Genomic DNA, 19,992 nt, shown 5'->3' on the forward strand with positions numbered 1-19,992 from the left:
TCAGAACAACTTAACTTTATTGAATATCAAAAAGGCCCAGCATTTTATTATGCGGGGCCTTTTATCACTATCTTATTATTCATCTAAGTTTAGTCCATTCTTAGCAGAGAATAATTCATGACTTTTATTTTTGCCAAGGCAGACTGGTGTACGACGGAAGATCTACTTCCCATTTCACATCACGATACTCTCGATTAATTGCTGCTGTTCTTTTCAAGGTTAATTTCGTCCCATCTTCTTTGTTAAAGCCGCGGATGACCAATTTCAGATTGTCTGCAACGTATTCTCCGTCATTATTAGGCTGGTCTGGAAAACCGATTACTTGAACAGGATACTCTGTTCCTGCCTGATCTACGGCCACCCAACGATCGCCATTTATAGCATTTTGGAACATCCCTCTTCCCTCCAGCACAAGTGAGGAGTTTTTGTCATAGGATTCCCACACCGGTTTGTAATTGAAATCAGAAAATAAAATTTCATCTCCATATTGTTCAAATTGCAGTACGTAGGTGTAAATTTCAGCATCCTTACGCATCTTTTCCAGATCTACTTCCACGGACTTCTCTTCCCACACCGGGATGGTGTAGCCATCCAGAACAAAGCGAATCTTCTTCGCATCCACCGTAACATAAGCAGGGTCCCATGTCTCAGAAAACTTCATCTGACCATCATTATTCTCACTCAGTCTACTCATATCTCGGAGCCGGAATTTGGCTTGACGGGCATTTGGCCTGCTCTCGTTAAAAATTCGATACTCATTCGTTTCCGGGATTTCGATATGATACATGATGTCCATATCTTCCGCCCAATCTTCGCCGACTTTGGCACGCAGTTGATCATCCAGACTCACATTCATGTCGAGACGGGTCCCGTTTGGTGTACGTACAAGCTGTGTCATATCCAGTTTTAAGCCCTCTGGAGTGGTGTAGGTGTTGTTCATGGGAGCCTCAACAGCCATTAATTTGGCTTTGGTCATATCGATGTTGAATTGGAAGCTCCAGTCCACTGTTGTATTACTTGCTGTAATTTTCCCAGTATCAATATTATAATGATCAGGGATTTTTAAATAACTTAATTCTCCCCGTACAAATACGTGATCTGGAATATCATCATTCAACTGGAATACAAATCTTTGATACTTCCGACTGCTAAGCCTCGTATCTACCGTCATGGAAGCAACACTGTTCCCGTTTTCATCTGTAACATGAATTCTTCCTGCATCCAGATAAACAACCGGTATCGTGCTGCCTTCAGGGTTGCTTTGTTCTATTATAATAATTAGTTGTGAACGATCCACTAGGACATCTCTAATCTTCAGCGTATACCCCTGATCTACAATTTGAATATTCGGGTTAATTACAAGATCAAGTGGTTTCAGACGTTTGTAATCGTCCGTCAAATAATCAGATCTCACCTCTATTGGAACAGGTATGTCCGGAAGCCGCTGATTTACAGCATTTACCGTAGGCTTGGATTTTGCTGTGTGATCAAAAGCAAACCAGGCCCCTCCCACAAGGATCACAACTGCCGCCGCTGCGATTCCCGTACGGCGCATCCAATGGGACTTGGAAGCCTTTTTCGTAAATGGATCCCCGTCTTCTGCGCTCTCCATGGACACCCCTTCCAGCTTCCGCATCACCTCAAGCGTAAAGTCCGCATCCGGTTCCTCACGGAACAAATGCTGTTCCCACAATCGATCCTCATCATTTGGAATAGGCTTCATACGTCGATAAACCTCCTTTGCGCTCCATTTGTTTCTTCAGCGTTTTCTTCCCTCGGTAAAGTGCATTACGCACTTGAGCCGGACTCATGTCCGTGATATCTGCAATCTCTTCATAGCTCAGCTCATTCGTATATTTAAGCAGCAGCACTAGCCGATACGATTCCGGTAGTTGGTCCATCTGGCGATAGATTTCACGCTGCATTTCCTTATGCAGTACATGTTTCTCTGGTGTTTCACCATTGGTTTGTTCCAAGCCCGTATGAACAGCGGTCATCACAGGTTTCTGTTGCCGCATAAAATCCCGCATCCGATTCACAGCGATGGTGTATACCCAGGACGAGAAACTGCTTCCTTCCCTTCGTGTCGGAAGATAGCGGTAAATCCGAAGAAACGTATCCTGAGCGAGATCCTGTGCATCCTGATGACTCGCACCCATTCCACGCAAAATGCCGAAGACTTTATTTTTATATCGATCCACGAGCACAGCGAATAGCTGTTTGTCCCCCGCAATAATACGCTGAATGAGCTCCTCCTCTGGTATCTGTTGAGTCATGTAATCCCCCTTCTCTACAGCTTCCATGCATGGTTCTGTACTATATAGACGGAAACACTTCCTGAAACCTCTCACTTTATCCAAAAAAAAGAATTCGCGCCACCCGGTGTAAACCGGATGGGCGAACTCTGCAACCATTGAAGTTTCATTATTGCTGCGGCGCTTGCTGCCATGTGGAGTTTCTTTTTCGCTTCGTTTTTCAGTCCTCCCTGCTTTTCTCTGAGACAAAATCACTAAGCTGGGAATAGATCGCTACGATCTCGTCCATCGACATACGCACTAGCCCACTGGATGACGGGGCTACAAATTCATGAATTTCCTTGACGACCGGGTCGTCCTGAAATCCCCATTCCACTTTAGCACGCTGACTGTACTGGGTGTATACCCCTTTCCCAACAAAACAGGCGATGTCTGGTCGGTATTCCTCCAGCTTTTGCCTTAAAATCTGCCGTCCCTCTGCATATTCTTCCTTTGTAATATCGTCCATACCTCTTGTCGGTCGGGCCACAATATTCGTAAATCCGTACCCCAGCTTCAGCAACTCTCCATCCTCTTGTGCATCATATAAACGAGGGGTCAATCCGGAACGTTCAAGAATCCGCCAGAAACGGTTTCCTTTATAAGCATAATGATGACCCGTCTCTCCAGACGTGATGCTGGGGTTGAATCCAATAAATAATATCGATAAACCATAATCCAGATGATCTGGAATCATAATGAAAAGCCCCCTTATCTTTTTTAGTCATTTACATCTTTCATCTGTGTATAAAATGATATAATGGTTGAAGTATTTTCGAAATCGGACTGAAATTTTCATGAAAAAGGAAGCTGAACTGATGATTGCAGACATCATGCTTGAAGTCGTCCTGCCCGTCTTTCTCCTGATTGCCGTCGGGTCCTGGATGCAAAAGGTGTTCAAGTTGGACTTGTACACCCTCGCCAAAATCAATTTCTATTGTATTACCCCCGCAGCCGTCTTTATGAGCATGTATCACTCCGATATGTCGGGGGAATTGCTCGGAACTGTCACGCTTTTTTACGCCTTATATGTACTTATTCTCTATATTGTGGGGTCTGTGTTCGCACGCTCGCTTCGCATGAACAAAGGCATGAAGGCTGCCTTCAACAACAGCATCATGCTAGACAATGCAGGCAATTATGGTCTGCCCATTAACTCCCTGGTATTTCGTGGTGATCCGCTGGCCTCTTCCATCCAGGCACTGGTCATGTCTTTACAGGCATTACTGACGTTTACCTATGGTGTGCTGTCCATTCAGGGTGCCAAGCTCAAAGGCAATTACCGTGCGGTGATCATTGGATTTCTAAAAATGCCCGTTCCTTATGCACTGTTGCTCGGCATTTTGTTTCATATGGGAAATATTCCACTGCCCACTTTCCTGTCCATGCCGCTGACTTACGCGCAGCAAAGTATGGTCGCTGTAGCATTGTTGACACTTGGCGCCCAAATTGTGAAATATCCAATCCGCCTGTATCGTCTTGATGTGTATATTAGCACATTTCTGCGTTTGCTGATTGGCCCGGCCATCGGGATTTCGATTGTATTGCTGCTCGGTTTGCAAGGTATCGCCGCTCAGGCCCTTATTATCGCATCCGGTATGCCTACCGGAGTCAATGCGTCCATTCTGGCCGAGGAGTATGATAACGAGCCAGACTTTGCGGCCCAGACAGTTTTGATCTCGACGCTGCTTAACATCATTACGATTACCGCACTGATTTCGTTTGCGAAGACGTTCTAATGCCATATTTTAAAAAATGTCCAGTTCACTTTCCTCCAAGGAGCAGTGAACGTTTTGGTTATGCGGATATGGATGATATAACAGCTCAACTAAAAAAAGTCCAACGCATCCATATTCCGGATGCACTTGGACCTCTTTTGTTATCTTCATATGCCATCTGATCAAGTCTGTTGTTCGACTTACCAGCCTTAAAAAACTAAGATTCACATGTCGTCCGTTCAGGGAACTTACCGCCTTCTCTGAACAAACATCGAACCAGTCGCTGTGCGGCCCGATTGAAATAAAAACTCGGACTGACACCCTCGACCTGAACAGGTTCCAGTTCTTTCACACTTTCCTTGACCTTATTCATTTCAATGAGTCCCATCTTCCGCTCATTCGGTCCGAATCGATAAATAACCTTTTCATCGTCTTCCGTCTGTTTCACCAACAGAATCATTGACGCCATACAGGTTACCCCCTATCGTTACGTTGTGAGATTCCAATGACCACTTGCTTACTATTAATTATTACCCAGAATGGATTGGAAACATATAGGGCTTTAGTTATTTATATTAACGTTAAAACTCCTAATTTTAATTATCTTGAATGAAATATTTTGACGAAAAATAAACAAAAACAGGCTTGGATATACCAAACCTGCCCTATTACCTTGCATCTAAAGGAATCAGAAGTCTCATGCTTCACCAATCCTGTTACAAACGTGGGTCCACCGGTTCAGACTCCAAAGCCAATGTTGCGAGCACACATTCATGCACTCTTTCCACAGGCTCCATGCGCACAAAACGCTCGATTCCCTCCATACCCAAGGCACTTTCCATCAGAGCGTGGCGCTCTTTTTTGGACGTTTTGCGTTTGCTGAGCCGGGACAAATTGTCCGGTGCGAGGTAATCCATACCATAAATGATGTGCAAATACGCACGACCTCGTACTTTAATCGCAGGTTGGAGTCCACACCTCTTGCAGTACAAAACGGAAAATCCGGTCCAGTTCTTCATATTTAATAATCTGTTCATTCTCCAGCTGGGCGGCCAGTTGTTCAAAATGCGCGATCTTCTCCGCCAAAAAAGCCTGTATCGCGGGTAGCTGCGGTTCCAGGTCGAGTTCCTCACCCGCCTTTTTCCGACGTAGCAGTTCATGGATTTCCGTATAGAGCGGCGCGCTCTGAGGAACAAGCTCCTGCACCAGCTCTTCAAATGCCATCGGCGGCATCGTATCATAACGTTCGATCCAGCCACAGGCGAGCAGTGGGCGCAGCACATAGAAATACTTTTTGATCTTCACCTGCTCACCCTGCAAATAATCCCGGAAATTCCCCTTCGCCATATTCAGATAATGGTACATACAGGACTTTGGTGAGAAGGTCAAAGGCGATAGTGCACGAATATGCTCTGCCACGCTGTACGGCTCGTCATACTGAATCGGGGATTGCAGCCACTCCAGCAGCGGTGGATTCGACTTGCGAAACAGCTTCAAAGCTTTGCGTAAATCCCAACCATTGATATCAAGCTGATCACTGATCGGGCGTTCGATAACATCCCTTTTATCCTCAATGGACAAGTACCATTCCAGCGGTCTCACATACAGGAAACGAACATCATAATCGCTGTCCTGTGAAGGAAATCCCCATGCCCGACTGCCCGATTCACAGGCATAGATGATCCGCACCTGCTCCTCCTGTTCGATCTGCTTCAGCTGCTGTCTAATCGTATCTCTCATTTCTTTATGAACATGAGTCATTTCTGTGGCCTCCACATTTTCCAATTTAAATCTCTATCTCTCTCACCCGGTTCGCAAGTGTTTCATATCCCGCTACAGTCTCAGCAATATACGTCAGTACCGTTTCACTCCACCCATAGATATAAAAGGTATTGCCATCCCGTGGCGGCACCATTGCCTGCTGATAAGGTGCAATATCCACAATAAATGCTTTCAGGTCCGGATTCATCATCCGCCGATAACGTACAAGCTCAGCATATAACGGACTGCCTTCATTCTGCTGTTCATCGGTGATCATAATGATCTGATCCACTTTCTCTCCAATATCCCGAAGCTCTCGTACAGGCCGTCCCGTGTCAGTTCCACCTTGTGCGCGAATCCGATGAGCTTGGGAAAGGATACTTTCATCCATCTTGGGACGAGCATCCTCAACCATGTGGTCGAATAACCAGAACAGCGAGTTGCCTCGTGTTTGTTTATATAGCGCCAGTGCCAGCACCGATCCAATTCGCAAATAATCCCCTTGCATGGAACCGGAGCGATCCAGGAAAATAGCGGTTCTTCCCGGCAACGATGGCAGGTTGCCAATCGATAGCTCCACCGCTTCCCGCAAAGCAGAGCGCAGCTCTTCTCTTGCGATCATTTCATATGCACTGGCGAATCGGAAAGGTAAGATGCGCGACTTGCGCAGAGCTTCTGCATCCGTTAGACGACCCGTTACGTAATCGATATTTTTCGATTTCTCAAACACTCCCGCCCGATCCATCGCATTCAGATGACGTAACAATGCAAAGGTCGGCATCTGGGACATCAACGCCTCCCATACCGTACGTGTCGGCTGCATGATCGATGTGACCACCGAATACGACAGTTTTCCTTTTTCGATCAGATGCATCCGACTTGCAGGGTTTGGGGTAGCCTTCAGCTTTTCCAGCGCCTGCAACTGCGGCAGGTCTGTAAGATCCACTTCATGTCCTCGCAAATAACGGAACAAGGCTTGCTGCTTCATATCTGTCGGCTTGGGGTGTGCTGTAGCGATCATATCGCCCAGACTGTATCCACGGCCGCGCCCGTTGTATTTGATCGCCCAATATTCAGTGATGCCGTTCAAAAATTGACTCACCTGGCGCTTCACCGCTCGACCGCCCTGTCCTCGCCCCGTTCCTCTTAGAATCGTCAGAAAATCGGCCAAGTCAGCCGGTGTCTGTACTACCTTGGAGAATACTTTCGCAAACTGATCCGGGTCCACCTTGGACAAGAGTGCCAGCCCGTATAGAGGCTGTAACCGCATCAAGCCTTCATTACGAGCATAGACCAGCGCCCGTGCCATAAACCCTGGATCGACCTCAGCCATCTCCTGATGACTGACCATCGCATCATCCATCAGTTGCTGTGTATCTGCATAAAACGTATTGTTCAATGTATTGGTCATCAACATCTGTATATATTGTTCCTCCACCAATCGCTCATAGGCTCCGTAGCCCCCATGATTACGTGTCGTTGGCTGAGGTTGATTAAATAATTGTTTCGCTCTGCTCATCCCTCATGACCTCCCGGTGTGAGTCTATTTACTGATATTCCATAATAAAATGTTCCGAGGAAAAAGGTGGGAAGGTATAATACCCGCTCTACCGCTGAGCTACACCGCCATGAACGGCGGCGATTGGATTCGAACCAACGACCTGGTCGATTAACAGTCGAAGTAACCCTCCCTGGCGCCTCGGAACCTTGATCCGCAGAGTTTGTTGCTGTCCCGCTTCACAACCTTATTATGCCTCACACGTCTGCACGCGAACATGGCGAAAGTATGGCGACCTCCATAAGTTTAAAATGAAACCAGCCACTCATCCTGATACAATGTAGGGTATAGTAAATGGGAAGATCACGAATGTTTCTATATATCGCAGAATTGTTCTGCCAACATAGTCATTCACTATATCCGCCTGACTCCAGGCCACCAAGGAGTGAATATTCATGGCTAAAGAAAGCTTTGACAAAGAAATTCAATTTCTGCGCATGTTGTCCCTGACAAGTGGTGCGTACAACCGTAAACAGTATGCCGAACGACTCGGCATCTCCGTACATACATTTGATAAAACCCAACGCAGATTAAAAGAAATCATGCAGACCGTCACTGACCAACGCTCAGGCTCGGAACAAAACAAAGAAATGGCGGATCTCGTTCGCTTCCAATATGGGGAATCTGCAGAACCAATGCTGCTCTTCCTCTTTCGCGCCAAGTCGATGAAAGAGACTGAAGTTCAACGACTTTCCGTTCTTTTGCATACCCTGCAAGATCAAGCTTTAACCGCAATGGAATTACTGGATGCCTGCTGCGCTGAACTTCCGGAGGAACTAGCGCTACCTGACGAGAAGACCATTCGGTCAGATCTGAAGTATCTGGAAGAAGTGGGGGTGATCCGCAAGGAACCTGGCGGCAGGCCTTATCGTTACCTTTTGCAACAGGACGTACTTACGGGTCTAACCGTGGAAGAACAGCTGGAGCTGTATGATTTTGTGGATATTATGGCAAACACCCAGGTTCCGTCCGTACAAGGGTATATATTGCGGGATAGTCTCAAAAAAGCCATTGGCGCAAGTTATCCGCAGGAAGAAGCCACCGAGCCATTCATATACAAGTACCACTATTATTCACGCATTCTGGACGAAGCACATCTGTACACTCTGCTTAGTGCGATTCGCCAACGAAAACATGTCCAGTTTCTATATTATTCACCCAAAAAACCGTCCAGCTACAGCTCGCAGAATACGAATCCACGCTTTGAACGGGAAGCAGGCGGAAGATCCAACCGGATCGTACCACTTGAAGTTGTCTATGACCATCAGTATGGCCGCTGGTATGTCATTGGATATCAGGGACGCCGTGGCTTTGTGAAATTCCGGATGGAAGGCATTACACAGCTGGAGGAACAGGATTCAATTGAAGAAGAATATATGCTCGAATTGAAGCAACAGTGGGCCGAGATCAGCCGCTACAGCTGGCTGGTGGATACGGGAAACACCGTGACGGTTCAAGCCCGATTTTTCCATCCTCAGGACGGCCAGCGTAACTTCATTCTGGATCGGGTTCGTTTGCAAGGCCAATGGGGAACGATTACGCCCGAAACGGAACATACCTTCCTGTATGAAATCCAGGTCAACGGTATCACCGAGATTAAGCCGTGGCTTCGGAGTTTTGGCTCAAGCTGTGAGGTGATCGCTCCACAGAGGCTGCGTCAGGAGATGATTAAGGAATGGAAGGAGATTGCGCAATATTATGAATCTGTTCGAGAAGATGTTCAACTACCAGATGATGACGAGATTGAATGAAACCGGACTGTTCACCTGGACATCCCAGGAACGGGCCTGGCTGCGCATGATGCTGAATCACCCTGCCGCACCAGAAGCGCTGCACCCTGACACGTTGCACAAAATGCATGAAATGCTGGATGCAGAGCAGGATCTGGACCTTCAGGATTACCTGACCGAAAAAGCCAAAAGTGAAGAAAACAGTGTCTTTCATCCGCTGCTCAAACCATTACGGCAGATGATTTTGCACCATCAAGGGTTTCGTTTGACAGGGCGTGTACGCAATGGACGAATCAGCCAGGATCAGTTTGGATTTCCCTACAAGCTCGAATATTCCATGGTCAAAAAAGAATGGTACGTACTCTGGTATGCTCCACTCTATAACAAACTGATGTCTACGAAGCTGCACAGCATCATTACCGCGGAAGCCCAGTCGCTTCAACCGGAAACTGCTTCTCAATATGCTGCCAAAATAGCCATTTTAACGGAGAACCGGAAGACGACCGTAACGATCGAAGTGCTGCCGGAGTTCAATCAGGAGTTGTCGCGAATTCTGTATGCCTTTTCCTGCTTCGAGAAGCAGGTGGAATTTGTGGAAGCCCAACAGACGTACCGCATTGAGCTGACCATTCCGCGTAATGAGATGGATTACGTACTGTCCAAAATGCGTTTTCTGGGCAAACGGGTACGGATTGCAAACAATGCTGTGCTTCGAGAGCGAATGTCCGAGACAGCCGCCAAAGTATTAGCACGCTATGCGGAAACCGAGCTTGAAGCAATGCCTGAACGGACTTCTGGAGGAGTACGGAGCCACCCCATTGAAAAGCCTTTCGCCAATGCAGACGACAGTGATTCTGCATAGCTCATGTTAGTTGTGATTCGTTAAACGTCCGACTTATGCAAATGGGAACGAATAGAGCGTGTTCGTTTCATTAGAATAATATAATACAAAGAGGGCTGTCCCCCGTTATGCTAACGACCTAAGGGACAGCCTCTTTGTTCATATGTTTTCTCTACGCGCCACTACCGGCAGCCGAGTTCCTTCTTTTATTAATCGCATGCACACCCATCACAACCGCTATCAATTCATACGTATCCAGATGTTCTGATTGGTTGTCTAACACAAATGCGCCTGAACCGAACCAGCCACTTGTACGCCTGAAGCTTGCCACAACTTTACCGCCCATCCCGGTGATATCATATTCATGTGAAAACGCCGGAGCGGAGACATCATACACACCACGCGGTCCTGCATTGTACTCATACTTCTTACTGAAGAAACTGATCCTCGCCCGTAAGACACCCCATTCCCTTCCATCGGCTGAGGTTACATCCCAACGGTTACTTAACATGCGGAATTTACCACTGCAAATGAGTCCCGAGTTATCGAATACATCAAGCGATGAACCAAAGGCACTTTTCAAATCGAGATGACCTGCCCGTTCCTGTTCATGGTTCATAATCTCGGTGTACCCTGCATTAAAGAAATTATCTCTGAAATAGAGTTCCATGAAACCCCTCCCTTAAAAGAAATAAACCTTCCCCCTTGTTGTAAAACGACATATATCCCTATTTACGTATAAGAAATGGGAATTGCTTCAAATAAAAAATCTGCCAGCTAAACTGCAGCTGACAGAATCTTAACTTATACTTCTACTTTTTTATTATTCAGATACACGGCAACGCCAACCAAAATTACTGCCACAATAATTTCAAAAATGATACTTGCCCACGTTCCATCTGACCACATGATTCGATTGGACATAATGGAGAGCCCTGTACTTTTTTCCGTTACCTGAAATAATTCATCCGGGTTAAAGCGACCCGAGAAGATGGTATTCTCCAGCCAGCTAATGACATTGATTAGTACGAAAAATGCGACGATACTAATCCACGGTCCTGTTTTAAAGCGGAAGCTGCCTCCAATCGAAATGGAGAGGAAGATGATTATGATACAGAACAAAGCTACCCACCAGAAAAACAATAGCAACGAAACAATCTCCGAAAGATGAATACCCGAATCGTTCATGTAGCTGGTAAAGTTAATCCCTGTGTGTGTTGCATTGTAAATAAAATAGTGAATGGTGGCAACAACCAGTAAACCCAGCCCACAGAGTGTTCCGAATATGATAGGAGACAAGACGTGAGACAATCCCGTTACCGGCACAAGACGGCGATTATACGAACGGATGTTGGACCAATACGTTTTGATCATTTTCACATAAATGGATACGCCTACTCCGAAATATGCAATAAAACCTATAACACTTCCTGTTATATCTGACACGAAAATTGCTAGCCCAATTTGAACGATAATTAATACGGCTAGCCAAGCCAATAATGTATCCCAATTCCTTCTAAAGTCATATTTCAGCAGTGTCATCATTCCGCATAGACCTCCTTGAACATCTCATCCACACTTTTACCGTACTTGAGACGCAGTGTCTCCACTTCTTCCCGCATCACCAATTCACCTTCACGGATGAAGATCACTTCATCAAAAATCCGTTCAATATCATTCACGAGATGTGTAGAGATGATCAGACTGCTGTCTTCGTCATAGAACTTCACAATCGCATCCAGAATTTTGCCCCGGGCAACCGGGTCTACCCCGCCAATTGGTTCATCGAGCAGATAAAGACGAGCTTTACGGGAAAGAGCCAGTGTTAATTGCAGTCGTTCATTCATACCTTTCGACAAATGTCTTACCTTTTCTCCCTCTCCAAGCTTCATGAAATCAAGCATCTCTCTCGCTTTCTCTTGATCAAAATCAGCGTAGAAATCGCGGTAATACGCGATCGCGTCCCGTACCTTCATCCAGTTCTCGGTCAATGGGCGGTCCGGCATGAAGGATACCAACGACTTCGTTTCCAAGCCAACCGCTTTCCCCGTGACACGAACATCTCCACTGCTGGGGTGCAGAAGCCCTGCAACCAGCTTCATCAAAGTGCTTTTACCGCTACCGTTACTGCCCAGCAAACCTACAATTCGGCCTGGTGCGATATCAAGCGTGATGTCATGAAGAGCTTTCTTGCCGCCATACGTTTTGCTTACATGGTTCAGCTCAAGAATATTACTCATTCACTGTTCCTCCTATTCCATCGCGATGCAGTGATTGCTTTCCTTCCGCAACGGCATCAGCGACGATATTTACGATATCCTGTTCTTCGATGCCCAGCTCCTGCATTCCTGTCAGAAAACGCTCCAGCAATTCACCAGCCATCTCTTTTTTGATCGTCATAATTTTCGACTCCTCACTTGTCACGTATCGGCCCAGACCTCGCTTGGTTTCAACCACTTCTTCCCGCTCCAACTCCTGAAATGTTCGCTGTACTGTATTGGGATTGATCTGTAATTCGGCCGCGAGCTCACGAACCGAAGGAATTTTATCGCCTGCCTTAAGTGTCCCGGTCACAATCTGTCTTTTGATGTACTGCATAATCTGCAGGTAGATTGGCAAGTTGTTGTCAAATTCGATGCTCACAATGTCCTCGCTCCTCTCTGTATCTGTGTGTTAGTTACATAGTACACTAGTGATTTGTTGTTGTAAAGCCCATTTATTTAAAATGGCTCCAAATGCAAAAAAAAGAACAGATCCTCAGATCTGCTCTTATTACTCTTGATTCTTCCAACTACGGTCATTGTATGATGTAATCGGTCTCACAAGAAGTTTCTATACGATATCCAAAGGCACTTTACCCTTAGGTGCAGGGAATGCCTCATTCAACCGAACAACTTCATCTTGGGTCAAAATAACGTCCATCGCCGCAGCATTTTCTGCAACATGATTCAGCTGTACAGCTTTCGGGATCGCCAGTATGTCTCCATCCCTGATAACCCAAGATAACGCAATTTGCGAAGGACTGACTCCTCGATCCTTGGCAATCTCACGGATGACTGAATGCTCCAACAATTCTTTACGAAGCCTGCCACCTTGGGCCAGCGGACAATAGGCCATCACAGGAATACGGCGTTCCTTCAACCAGGGAAGAAGCTCGTATTCAATACCACGAGAAGCTGCATGATACAGCACCTGATTCACTGCACAATGCTGACCAGCTGGAATGTTCCATAGCTCCTGCATGTCCTCTGTATCCAGATTCGAAACACCCCAGCGCAGAATTTTGCCTGATTGTTTCAACTGTTCCAGAGCTTCAACCGTCTCTTCCAACGGCACACCTCCACGCCAGTGCAGCAGGTACAGATCCAAGCGATCTGTACCCAGACGCGAAAGGCTGCGCTCACAAGCGGTAATCATCTGCTTCCGATCCGCATGATGAGGATACACTTTGGATACCAGGAATACATCATCACGACAGTCTTTTATTGCCTCACCAGTGACCTCTTCCGCCCCGCCTTCAGCATACATCTCAGCCGTATCTATTACTGTCATTCCACGTTCAATACCATAACGCAGTGCCTGAACTTCTTCTCTCCGACTGGATTGCTTCTCACCCATATACCATGTTCCCTGTCCGATTGCAGGCAGTGTTGTCCCATCGGGTAGCTGGATCGTACGCATCTGATTTCCTTGTTGCATCTGTACTCCTCCAATCTGACAATATTCCTCATTATCTATTCATTATTAAATAGATCAAAGCTACTTCCTTCACTCGCCCTTTCATTCGATTGCTTCCAACGCTCCACCATCATGATATACAACTGGTCCAGTGGTAATGTGAGGCTGTTCTGGGCAATGCTTACCGTAGCATCGACTATGCTGCTGTTTACTGTCATTAATTTGCGCTTCATCCCATTCTGACGATCCAGAAACGCTTTCTCGTCCCACAATTTAACCCCAATCATCTTCTGTCCCATGAATTCATACATAAAAATATTCTCAACATCTTTCCAGGCAATTAACCCTCCTGATGTGTAAGAAGATGAATCCACAAACCCATGTTCATCGACAACAAAGGAAGGTTCCTTCTTAATCATCTTCACCAGGCTGTAGCAGAGACAAAGCCCAAAAAATATAATGGAGAACAAGCCTATAACGGAAGAAATGGCAGATCCCTTGGCTGAAGAATCATCAAACATCAAAAAAAATCCGGCGGCTACAAAAAGTGCCGCCCCCACTGTAAGCCATGCCATTCGTTTCCGGCTCGGGTATTCCACGTGCTGTTGATCATAGGATGTGGACAAAGTGATGCTCCTCCTTCATGGTGACTGAGACAAGAATGATCTATATAAACGGGGTACAGCTCATTAAATGAGCTGGATAACCAAATATAACTTAAATAGCATTGTTGATTAAACAGATTCAACTGACATTAAACATCATTTTCAGACAACATTTCGTCCATTTCATGACTATTCAAGATTAGGATTCGTCATGCTTCCAATAATTCCTTTCAGGCACAGGCGATATTGTTAAGAAATAGGAGTACGTTCGTTCAGAATCGTGTTGTCCTGCCTCATGCTTTCCGTTAATATAAATGGAAAGGTTAGGAAATTAAAACAATCTGATCGTGGTGGGAGGACAAACAATGAATAGTCTGCGCGGCATAACATCGGAAGATCTTTTTCAGATTACATGGGTTAATGATCCAACTCCGTCTCCTCAGGGCGGACAACTGGTATATGTAAGTCGGAAAACAAATGAAGCACGAGACGGTTATTCTTCTCACCTGAGACTCCTTAACCTGGAGAACCAGAAGGACAGAGCTTTCACATCCGGAGATAAGGATCACGCTCCTGCTTGGTCGCCGGATGGTTCACAGCTTGCTTTTTTACGAGAACATGAAGGCAAAACACAAGTGTGGCTAATCGCCTCAGATGGTGGAGAAGCACAGCAAATCAGTCATTTAGAACATGGCGTCAGCTCCCTGCTCTGGTCACCGGATGGGCTCACTTTGCTTGTTAAATCATCTGTGGACATGAGTGAAAAAGACGAAGATGAAACTGAAGACATAGATAAAAAACTGCTGCAAGAACTTGTCGTGGATCGAATTCGAATGAAATCTGACAGCGGTGGATTGTGGAACGGTCGACGAACCCATCTCTTCCGTGTTCCAACTGAAGGCGGAGAAGCGATCCCTGTAACGACAGGCCATTATGACGTCGGGGACTATGCGTGGTCGCCGGATGGAGAGTCCATTGCCTGGATCGCTCAGTTTCCGGAAGAAGGCGAGCAGCATAACGATTACACCCTGACAAACCATGTGTATCGTGCCAAGGCTGACGGATCTGACGTGCAGCAGTTGACTCCGGAAGGATACTCTTTCGGCCGGCTGACGTACGCACCTGATGGACAATCCCTTGCACTGCTTGCCAGCGACCGTTCCTATGGAAATGCTACGTTGGTCAAGCTCTATACCCTTCCGATCTCAGGCGGCCAACCCGTATGTATGAGCAAGGATTGGGATGTACAGATCAATCATAGCCTCGTTGGTGATATGCGCTCACACTTAACTAATACGGGCCCGGTATTCAGTCGTGATGGTTCATCCATTCTCTGTCTTGCTACTATTGAAGGTAGTGTCCGGATTGCCCGATTTGCACGGGACGGCAGTCATGCCGAATACATCTTGGCGGACGAAAAAGAGTTCTATCAGTTTGCTGAGCTGGAAAATGGACAGATTGTGGCTGCCGTAGCAAATGTACTTAGTCCTGGTGATCTCTTTATGTATAATCAACCTGATGAAGTTGGGGCCGAGCCTATTCAATTGACCCATAGCAATCCTCAACTGGTTGAAGAGATTCAACTTAGCACACCCGAGACCTTCTGGTTTGATTCCTCTGATGGCCTGCGACTGCAAGGCTGGATGCTGAAACCGGCTGGTATGGTGGAAGGAGTCAAAGTCCCAACCATCCTTGAAATTCATGGCGGTCCACATATGATGTATGGCTTTACGTTTATGCATGAGTTCCAAATCCTCGCAGCACAGGGCTATGCTGTTGTATATATCAATCCAAGAGGTGGGCTCGGATACGGGCAGCAATTCGTGAATGCCTGCCGGGGTGACTATGGCGGTGGGGATTATCGTGATCTGATGGAAGCCATGGATTATGCGGTTTCCCGATATCCGTTTATCGACGAGTCCCGTCTGGGCGTCACTGGCGGCAGCTATGGTGGCTTCATGACTAACTGGATTGTTGGACATACTGACCGTTTCAAGGCAGCCGTCACTCAGCGTTCCATCTCTAACTGGCTCTCGTTCTACGGAGTTAGTGATATTGGATTCTTTTTCACGGAAGACCAGATTGGCGGTAATGCATGGGATGACACCGAGAAGTTATGGAAACATTCTCCGCTTGCATACGTGGGTAATGTCAGCACGCCGCTGCTGATTTTGCATGGTGAGCAGGATCTGCGTTGTCCGATTGAACAAGCTGAACAACTATATGTTGCCTTGAAGCGACGCAAACAGACCACTCGGTTCGTTCGTTTCCCGGGAGCCAATCACGAATTGTCCCGCGGAGGTCACCCGCACTTAAGGGTACGTCGTCTGGAGCATATTGCTGGATGGTTCAATGAGCACCTGTAACGCCATCATAAGATCACATTTATGAAATAAAAGATAAATATTCTTCCTCCGGCTACCTATGTCTGCCTTGACGAGACGAATCCAGGATCAGCAAAAACCACCAGTAGAAGCGGTCATATCATGACCTTCTCTGGTGGTTTTTTGCTGTTTGGACATATGGAAATGGGAAGGTTATTGCGTTACTATCCGTGCACAACCTCGAATCATTGTTATTACATGAATAAAATCCTGGATACAGCCCCATACAAAATGGAATCCATCCGCTGTTACAAGTTGCGAAATCACCAAATTTATTAGATAATAATCTGTCGATTGTAGTCGAAGGAACGGATTTCAAGGGGGATTTAAGCAATGAGCAAGAACAATAATCATACATTTGACGAGCCGATTAATCGGCTCTCCACGGGATCAGAGAAATGGGATGCGCTTGAGGAGATTTTTGGTGTTGCGGATGCACTCCCCATGTGGGTTGCTGATATGGATTTCGCCGCTCCACCATCGGTCATTCAGGCGTTGAAGACTCGAATGGAACATGGGATTTTTGGCTATACGGTGCGAACAGATGCGTATCACGCAGCGCTATCGGGATGGATGGAGCGACGTCACAACTGGAGCATTAACGATGAATGGATCATATTCACCCCAGGTATTGTACCTGCACTCAGCATTGCTGTACAACGGTTCACCGAACCGGGTGATGCGGTAGTGATCCAGACGCCTGTATATGCTCCCTTCTATGAAGTAGTACGCGGTCAAGGCAGAGAACTGATGACCAATCCGTTGGTGGAGAACGATGGACATTACTCCATGGATCTGGAGCATCTGGAATCCTGCCTGAAGACGGGTCGGGTCAAAATGTTAATTCTGTGCAGTCCTCACAACCCGGTTGGACGGGTATGGACTCGTGAAGAACTTCAAAGCCTTGCTGCACTCTGCGTGCAATATAATGTACTCATCGTTTCAGATGAGATTCATGCCGATCTGGTCCACCAACGCGGTGCGCATACACCAATGGCCCTTATTTCTGATGCTGTCGCTGATCTCAGCATCATCTGTACAGCACCAAGCAAAACGTTCAACATTCCAGGTCTCTGCACCTCCAATATCATCATTCCAAATGCCAAGCTACGGGAATCATTCATGCAAGGTGTGAAAACGATGGGACTTGCCAACATCAGCACGTTGGGAGCAGTGGCAGCAGAAGCGGCCTACAACGGTGCTGAAGAATGGCTGGATGACTGTCTTGCCTATATCCGCGGAAATATGGAATACGTGCAGGAGTATGTCACGGAACATATGCCGCAAATCGGAATCCGGCTTCCAGAAGCGACTTACCTGCTGTGGATGGATTTCCGAAAGTTGAATATTCCGCATGCGCAGCTGTGTATGATGCTGCTCAAGGAAGCGGGACTCGCCTTTAATGATGGAAGTATCTTCGGAGCAGAAGGCACAGGATTCATGCGCATGAATGTGGCTTGCCCACGTTCAACAGTGGAAGAAGCCATGCGCAGATTGTCTGTGCTGGTGGGCAGGCTGTCGGACAATAAGTTGAATTACGTTTAAAGTAGATTAAGGACGCTAACGAATCGGTTACACCTTATTCGAAAGTTTAGCTTGAAATGGGAAGGCTAACAAACTTCAACCTCTTTATTATCGTTTGCGTAGCCAAAGTCTGTGAAAATATAGGCAGTACGTGCATATAAGGTGTCTACGATTCGTTCCAACACCCAAACTGTAGAATTTCGTCTAATAGCACGTGCTCAATTCGTTGAAACATTGAGTTCGTGAAAATTGCAAAAGGGGCTGTCCCTGTAGTCAAATCCATGATTCATGCTCATGATTGACTACTCGGACACCCCTTTTATATTGGAAAACGGTTTATACCCCGTAAGTTATGAGGTTGGCATCTGCACAATCCGATCGCATAACCTGTCCAGTAACTGCCGATCATGGCTGATGATCAACAGTCCCAGGTTACGCTGACGCGCGATATTCATCACGGTATGCCAGATCTGCGCCTGTGTGATCGCATCCAGCATGGTGGTCATCTCATCAGCGATCACGTAACGAGTTGCTGTGCCGAGTGCACGCGCAACGCAGAATCGTTGCAATTCTCCGCCTGACAACTCACCGGGCCTGCGATCAAGCCAATTCATCTGGATACCCAAGTCATCGAGCAGCTCCTGATCCTCGATCATGGCTTCCTTCAAGACACGGCGCATTCGCCAGCGTGGATTCACCGCTTTCTCCGGATGCTGGAATACAAGCTGGACCGGACAGGCTCCGGTTTTGGGCAGCGGCTTCCCATCCAGCAGCACTTGACCTGCCAACGGTTCCACATACCCTGCAAGGATACGTCCAAGACTTGTTTTGCCACATCCACTGGGCCCCCATAAGCCAAGGACTTCCCCCTGCTGTACTTCCATACTTATATTCTGAAATACCCAAGCGCCTTTGCCATAACGATACCCTGCATCACTAACCTCAAGTGGCATGAACGCACCTCACTTCCCCACCACGAACTTTGCGCAACTCAGGACGTTCATTTGTGCAATCCGCGGTCGCTCCGATACAGCGTGGTGCAAATGAGCATCCTTCTACCTGCTGCCGACCTGCTGCAGGCTGGGTACCCGACAGAGGTTGAAATTCATTTTGCGGCAACGCATTCCAGAGCGCCTTCGTGTATGGATGTCGTAACCTTTCGCCCTTACCTGTAAAATCACAAGCCTTTGCCGTCTCCACATTGGAGCCTGCGTAAAATACGGATATGCGGTCGGCTGCCGTCAAGGCAGTCGTAATATCATGGGTAATCCAAAGGATGCCCACGCCTTCAATGGCCAGTTGACGAAAATGCTTCATCGTTTCAGCCAGAACTTCGGGATGGATGCCAGGTGTTGGCTCATCTGCAATAATGAGTTTTGGAGCACCGGAGGTGGCCGTTGCCATCAACACCCGCCGAGCCATACCACCTGACAGCTCAAACGGATATTTGCCCGACGTGCCCTGTGGCAATCCATAACGTCCCGTCAGTTCCTGCTCTGCCTTTTGCACCGTGGATCGGAGCGTCGATCCGTGCTTACGCCCTGTCTTTTGGCTTACAGGTTGAACCTGCCTGCCCACCTTCAACAACGGATCCAAATAACTGACCGATTGCGGAATGTACACCAGTTCATCTCCACGCAGATGAAGCTGCCGATCCATGGTCAGGGGCTCGCATGCATAGCTAATCCGACCTTCTATCGTCGCATTGGCAGGAAGAATGCCCATGATCGCCTGCGCCAGCACACTTTTGCCAGATCCACTTGCCCCTACAACGGCGACAATCTCCCCTTCATTGACAGACAGATTCAGATCCTGAATAACATGGTTCTCCTCGTGCCCAAACCATCCCCGAGCACGCCGGAACGAAACCGACACTCCCTCTACTTCAAGAAGAGCCAT

19 protein-coding genes and 1 pseudogene are annotated in these 19,992 nt (G+C 47.1%); 5 read left to right on the plus strand and 15 right to left on the minus strand.

Features of this window, described 5'->3' with window-relative positions:
- Positions 1-124: 124 nt before the first annotated feature.
- The 3 genes from gpAD87_RS20645 to gpAD87_RS20655 all read right to left on the minus strand — a co-directional run bounded on the left by gpAD87_RS20645 (position 125) and on the right by gpAD87_RS20655 (position 2,991).
- Positions 125-1,723, minus strand: coding sequence for a DUF4179 domain-containing protein (locus gpAD87_RS20645; protein ID WP_064640300.1), 1,599 nt, complete (start codon positions 1,721-1,723; stop codon positions 125-127).
- Positions 1,704-2,276: an RNA polymerase sigma factor gene (locus tag gpAD87_RS20650; RefSeq protein ID WP_064641084.1), complete on the minus strand. Its 573-nt coding sequence runs from the start codon at positions 2,274-2,276 to the stop codon at positions 1,704-1,706. The genes gpAD87_RS20645 and gpAD87_RS20650 overlap by 20 nt, the downstream gene beginning before the upstream one ends.
- Positions 2,277-2,475: 199 nt before the next feature.
- A complete protein-coding gene (locus gpAD87_RS20655) occupies positions 2,476-2,991 on the minus strand; it encodes a mismatch-specific DNA-glycosylase (RefSeq protein WP_064640302.1) in 516 nt (171 codons plus the stop codon).
- Between the two features lie 121 nt (positions 2,992-3,112).
- Here gpAD87_RS20655 and gpAD87_RS20660 point away from each other — a divergent pair, with 121 nt between their 5' ends.
- The gene (locus gpAD87_RS20660; protein ID WP_063567676.1) at positions 3,113-4,033 is read left to right on the plus strand and encodes an AEC family transporter; all 921 of its coding nucleotides are present in this window, start codon (positions 3,113-3,115) and stop codon (positions 4,031-4,033) included.
- 196 nt (positions 4,034-4,229) lie between these two features.
- Here gpAD87_RS20660 and gpAD87_RS20665 read toward each other — a convergent pair whose 3' ends face one another.
- From gpAD87_RS20665 to gpAD87_RS20680, 4 genes and pseudogenes are all read right to left on the minus strand, one after another.
- Positions 4,230-4,481 (minus strand): hypothetical protein, encoded by a 252-nt coding sequence (locus gpAD87_RS20665; RefSeq protein ID WP_063567677.1) that lies wholly within the window; start codon positions 4,479-4,481, stop codon positions 4,230-4,232.
- A 247-nt stretch (positions 4,482-4,728) separates the two neighbouring features.
- Positions 4,729-4,983, minus strand: a pseudogene (locus gpAD87_RS32265) (polynucleotide kinase); the annotation flags it as partial.
- Positions 4,967-5,773, minus strand: coding sequence for a nucleotidyltransferase domain-containing protein (locus gpAD87_RS32270; RefSeq protein ID WP_064640304.1), 807 nt, complete (start codon positions 5,771-5,773; stop codon positions 4,967-4,969). The pseudogene gpAD87_RS32265 and the gene gpAD87_RS32270, both read right to left, overlap by 17 nt.
- Positions 5,774-5,798: 25 nt before the next feature.
- On the minus strand, positions 5,799-7,292 hold the full coding sequence (locus gpAD87_RS20680; protein WP_064640306.1) for a TROVE domain-containing protein: 1,494 nt from the start codon (positions 7,290-7,292) through the stop codon (positions 5,799-5,801).
- Positions 7,293-7,726: 434 nt separating this feature from the next.
- Here gpAD87_RS20680 and gpAD87_RS20685 point away from each other — a divergent pair, with 434 nt between their 5' ends.
- Positions 7,727-9,082: a helix-turn-helix transcriptional regulator gene (locus gpAD87_RS20685; protein ID WP_064640308.1), complete on the plus strand. Its 1,356-nt coding sequence runs from the start codon at positions 7,727-7,729 to the stop codon at positions 9,080-9,082.
- A complete protein-coding gene (locus gpAD87_RS20690; RefSeq protein WP_082935199.1) occupies positions 9,030-9,923 on the plus strand; it encodes a WYL domain-containing protein in 894 nt (297 codons plus the stop codon). Before gpAD87_RS20685 ends, gpAD87_RS20690 begins: the two co-directional genes overlap by 53 nt.
- A 151-nt stretch (positions 9,924-10,074) precedes the next feature.
- Here the strand turns inward: gpAD87_RS20690 and gpAD87_RS20695 are convergent, their stop codons facing one another.
- The 6 genes from gpAD87_RS20695 to gpAD87_RS20720 form a co-directional block, all read right to left on the minus strand.
- Positions 10,075-10,572 carry a hypothetical protein gene (locus gpAD87_RS20695; RefSeq protein WP_064640310.1) on the minus strand — a complete coding sequence of 166 codons (498 nt, stop codon included), beginning with the start codon at positions 10,570-10,572 and terminating at the stop codon, positions 10,075-10,077.
- A 134-nt stretch (positions 10,573-10,706) separates the two neighbouring features.
- The gene (locus gpAD87_RS20700; protein ID WP_064640312.1) at positions 10,707-11,447 is read right to left on the minus strand and encodes a hypothetical protein; all 741 of its coding nucleotides are present in this window, start codon (positions 11,445-11,447) and stop codon (positions 10,707-10,709) included.
- The gene (locus gpAD87_RS20705; RefSeq protein ID WP_064640314.1) at positions 11,444-12,142 is read right to left on the minus strand and encodes an ABC transporter ATP-binding protein; all 699 of its coding nucleotides are present in this window, start codon (positions 12,140-12,142) and stop codon (positions 11,444-11,446) included. The genes gpAD87_RS20700 and gpAD87_RS20705 overlap by 4 nt, the downstream gene beginning before the upstream one ends.
- A complete protein-coding gene (locus gpAD87_RS20710) occupies positions 12,135-12,545 on the minus strand; it encodes a GntR family transcriptional regulator (protein WP_064640316.1) in 411 nt (136 codons plus the stop codon). The genes gpAD87_RS20705 and gpAD87_RS20710 overlap by 8 nt, the downstream gene beginning before the upstream one ends.
- Before the next feature lie 189 nt (positions 12,546-12,734).
- A complete protein-coding gene (locus tag gpAD87_RS20715; RefSeq protein ID WP_064640318.1) occupies positions 12,735-13,601 on the minus strand; it encodes an aldo/keto reductase in 867 nt (288 codons plus the stop codon).
- A gap of 35 nt (positions 13,602-13,636) precedes the next feature.
- The gene (locus tag gpAD87_RS20720) at positions 13,637-14,206 is read right to left on the minus strand and encodes an STM3941 family protein (RefSeq protein ID WP_082935200.1); all 570 of its coding nucleotides are present in this window, start codon (positions 14,204-14,206) and stop codon (positions 13,637-13,639) included.
- A gap of 344 nt (positions 14,207-14,550) precedes the next feature.
- Here gpAD87_RS20720 and gpAD87_RS20725 point away from each other — a divergent pair, with 344 nt between their 5' ends.
- Positions 14,551-16,551 carry a S9 family peptidase gene (locus gpAD87_RS20725; RefSeq protein WP_064640319.1) on the plus strand — a complete coding sequence of 667 codons (2,001 nt, stop codon included), beginning with the start codon at positions 14,551-14,553 and terminating at the stop codon, positions 16,549-16,551.
- Positions 16,552-16,902: 351 nt separating this feature from the next.
- A complete protein-coding gene (locus gpAD87_RS20730) occupies positions 16,903-18,114 on the plus strand; it encodes a MalY/PatB family protein (RefSeq protein WP_064640321.1) in 1,212 nt (403 codons plus the stop codon).
- A 329-nt stretch (positions 18,115-18,443) separates the two neighbouring features.
- On the opposite strand, the gene gpAD87_RS20735 is transcribed toward gpAD87_RS20730, so the two are convergent.
- Positions 18,444-19,046, minus strand: coding sequence for an ABC transporter ATP-binding protein (locus gpAD87_RS20735; protein ID WP_064640323.1), 603 nt, complete (start codon positions 19,044-19,046; stop codon positions 18,444-18,446).
- Positions 19,036-19,992 carry an oligopeptide/dipeptide ABC transporter ATP-binding protein gene (locus gpAD87_RS20740; RefSeq protein ID WP_064640325.1) on the minus strand — a complete coding sequence of 319 codons (957 nt, stop codon included), beginning with the start codon at positions 19,990-19,992 and terminating at the stop codon, positions 19,036-19,038. The genes gpAD87_RS20735 and gpAD87_RS20740 overlap by 11 nt, the downstream gene beginning before the upstream one ends.

Source organism: Paenibacillus sp. AD87 (assembly GCF_001659845.1).
GTDB lineage: Bacteria > Bacillota > Bacilli > Paenibacillales > Paenibacillaceae > Paenibacillus > Paenibacillus marchantiae.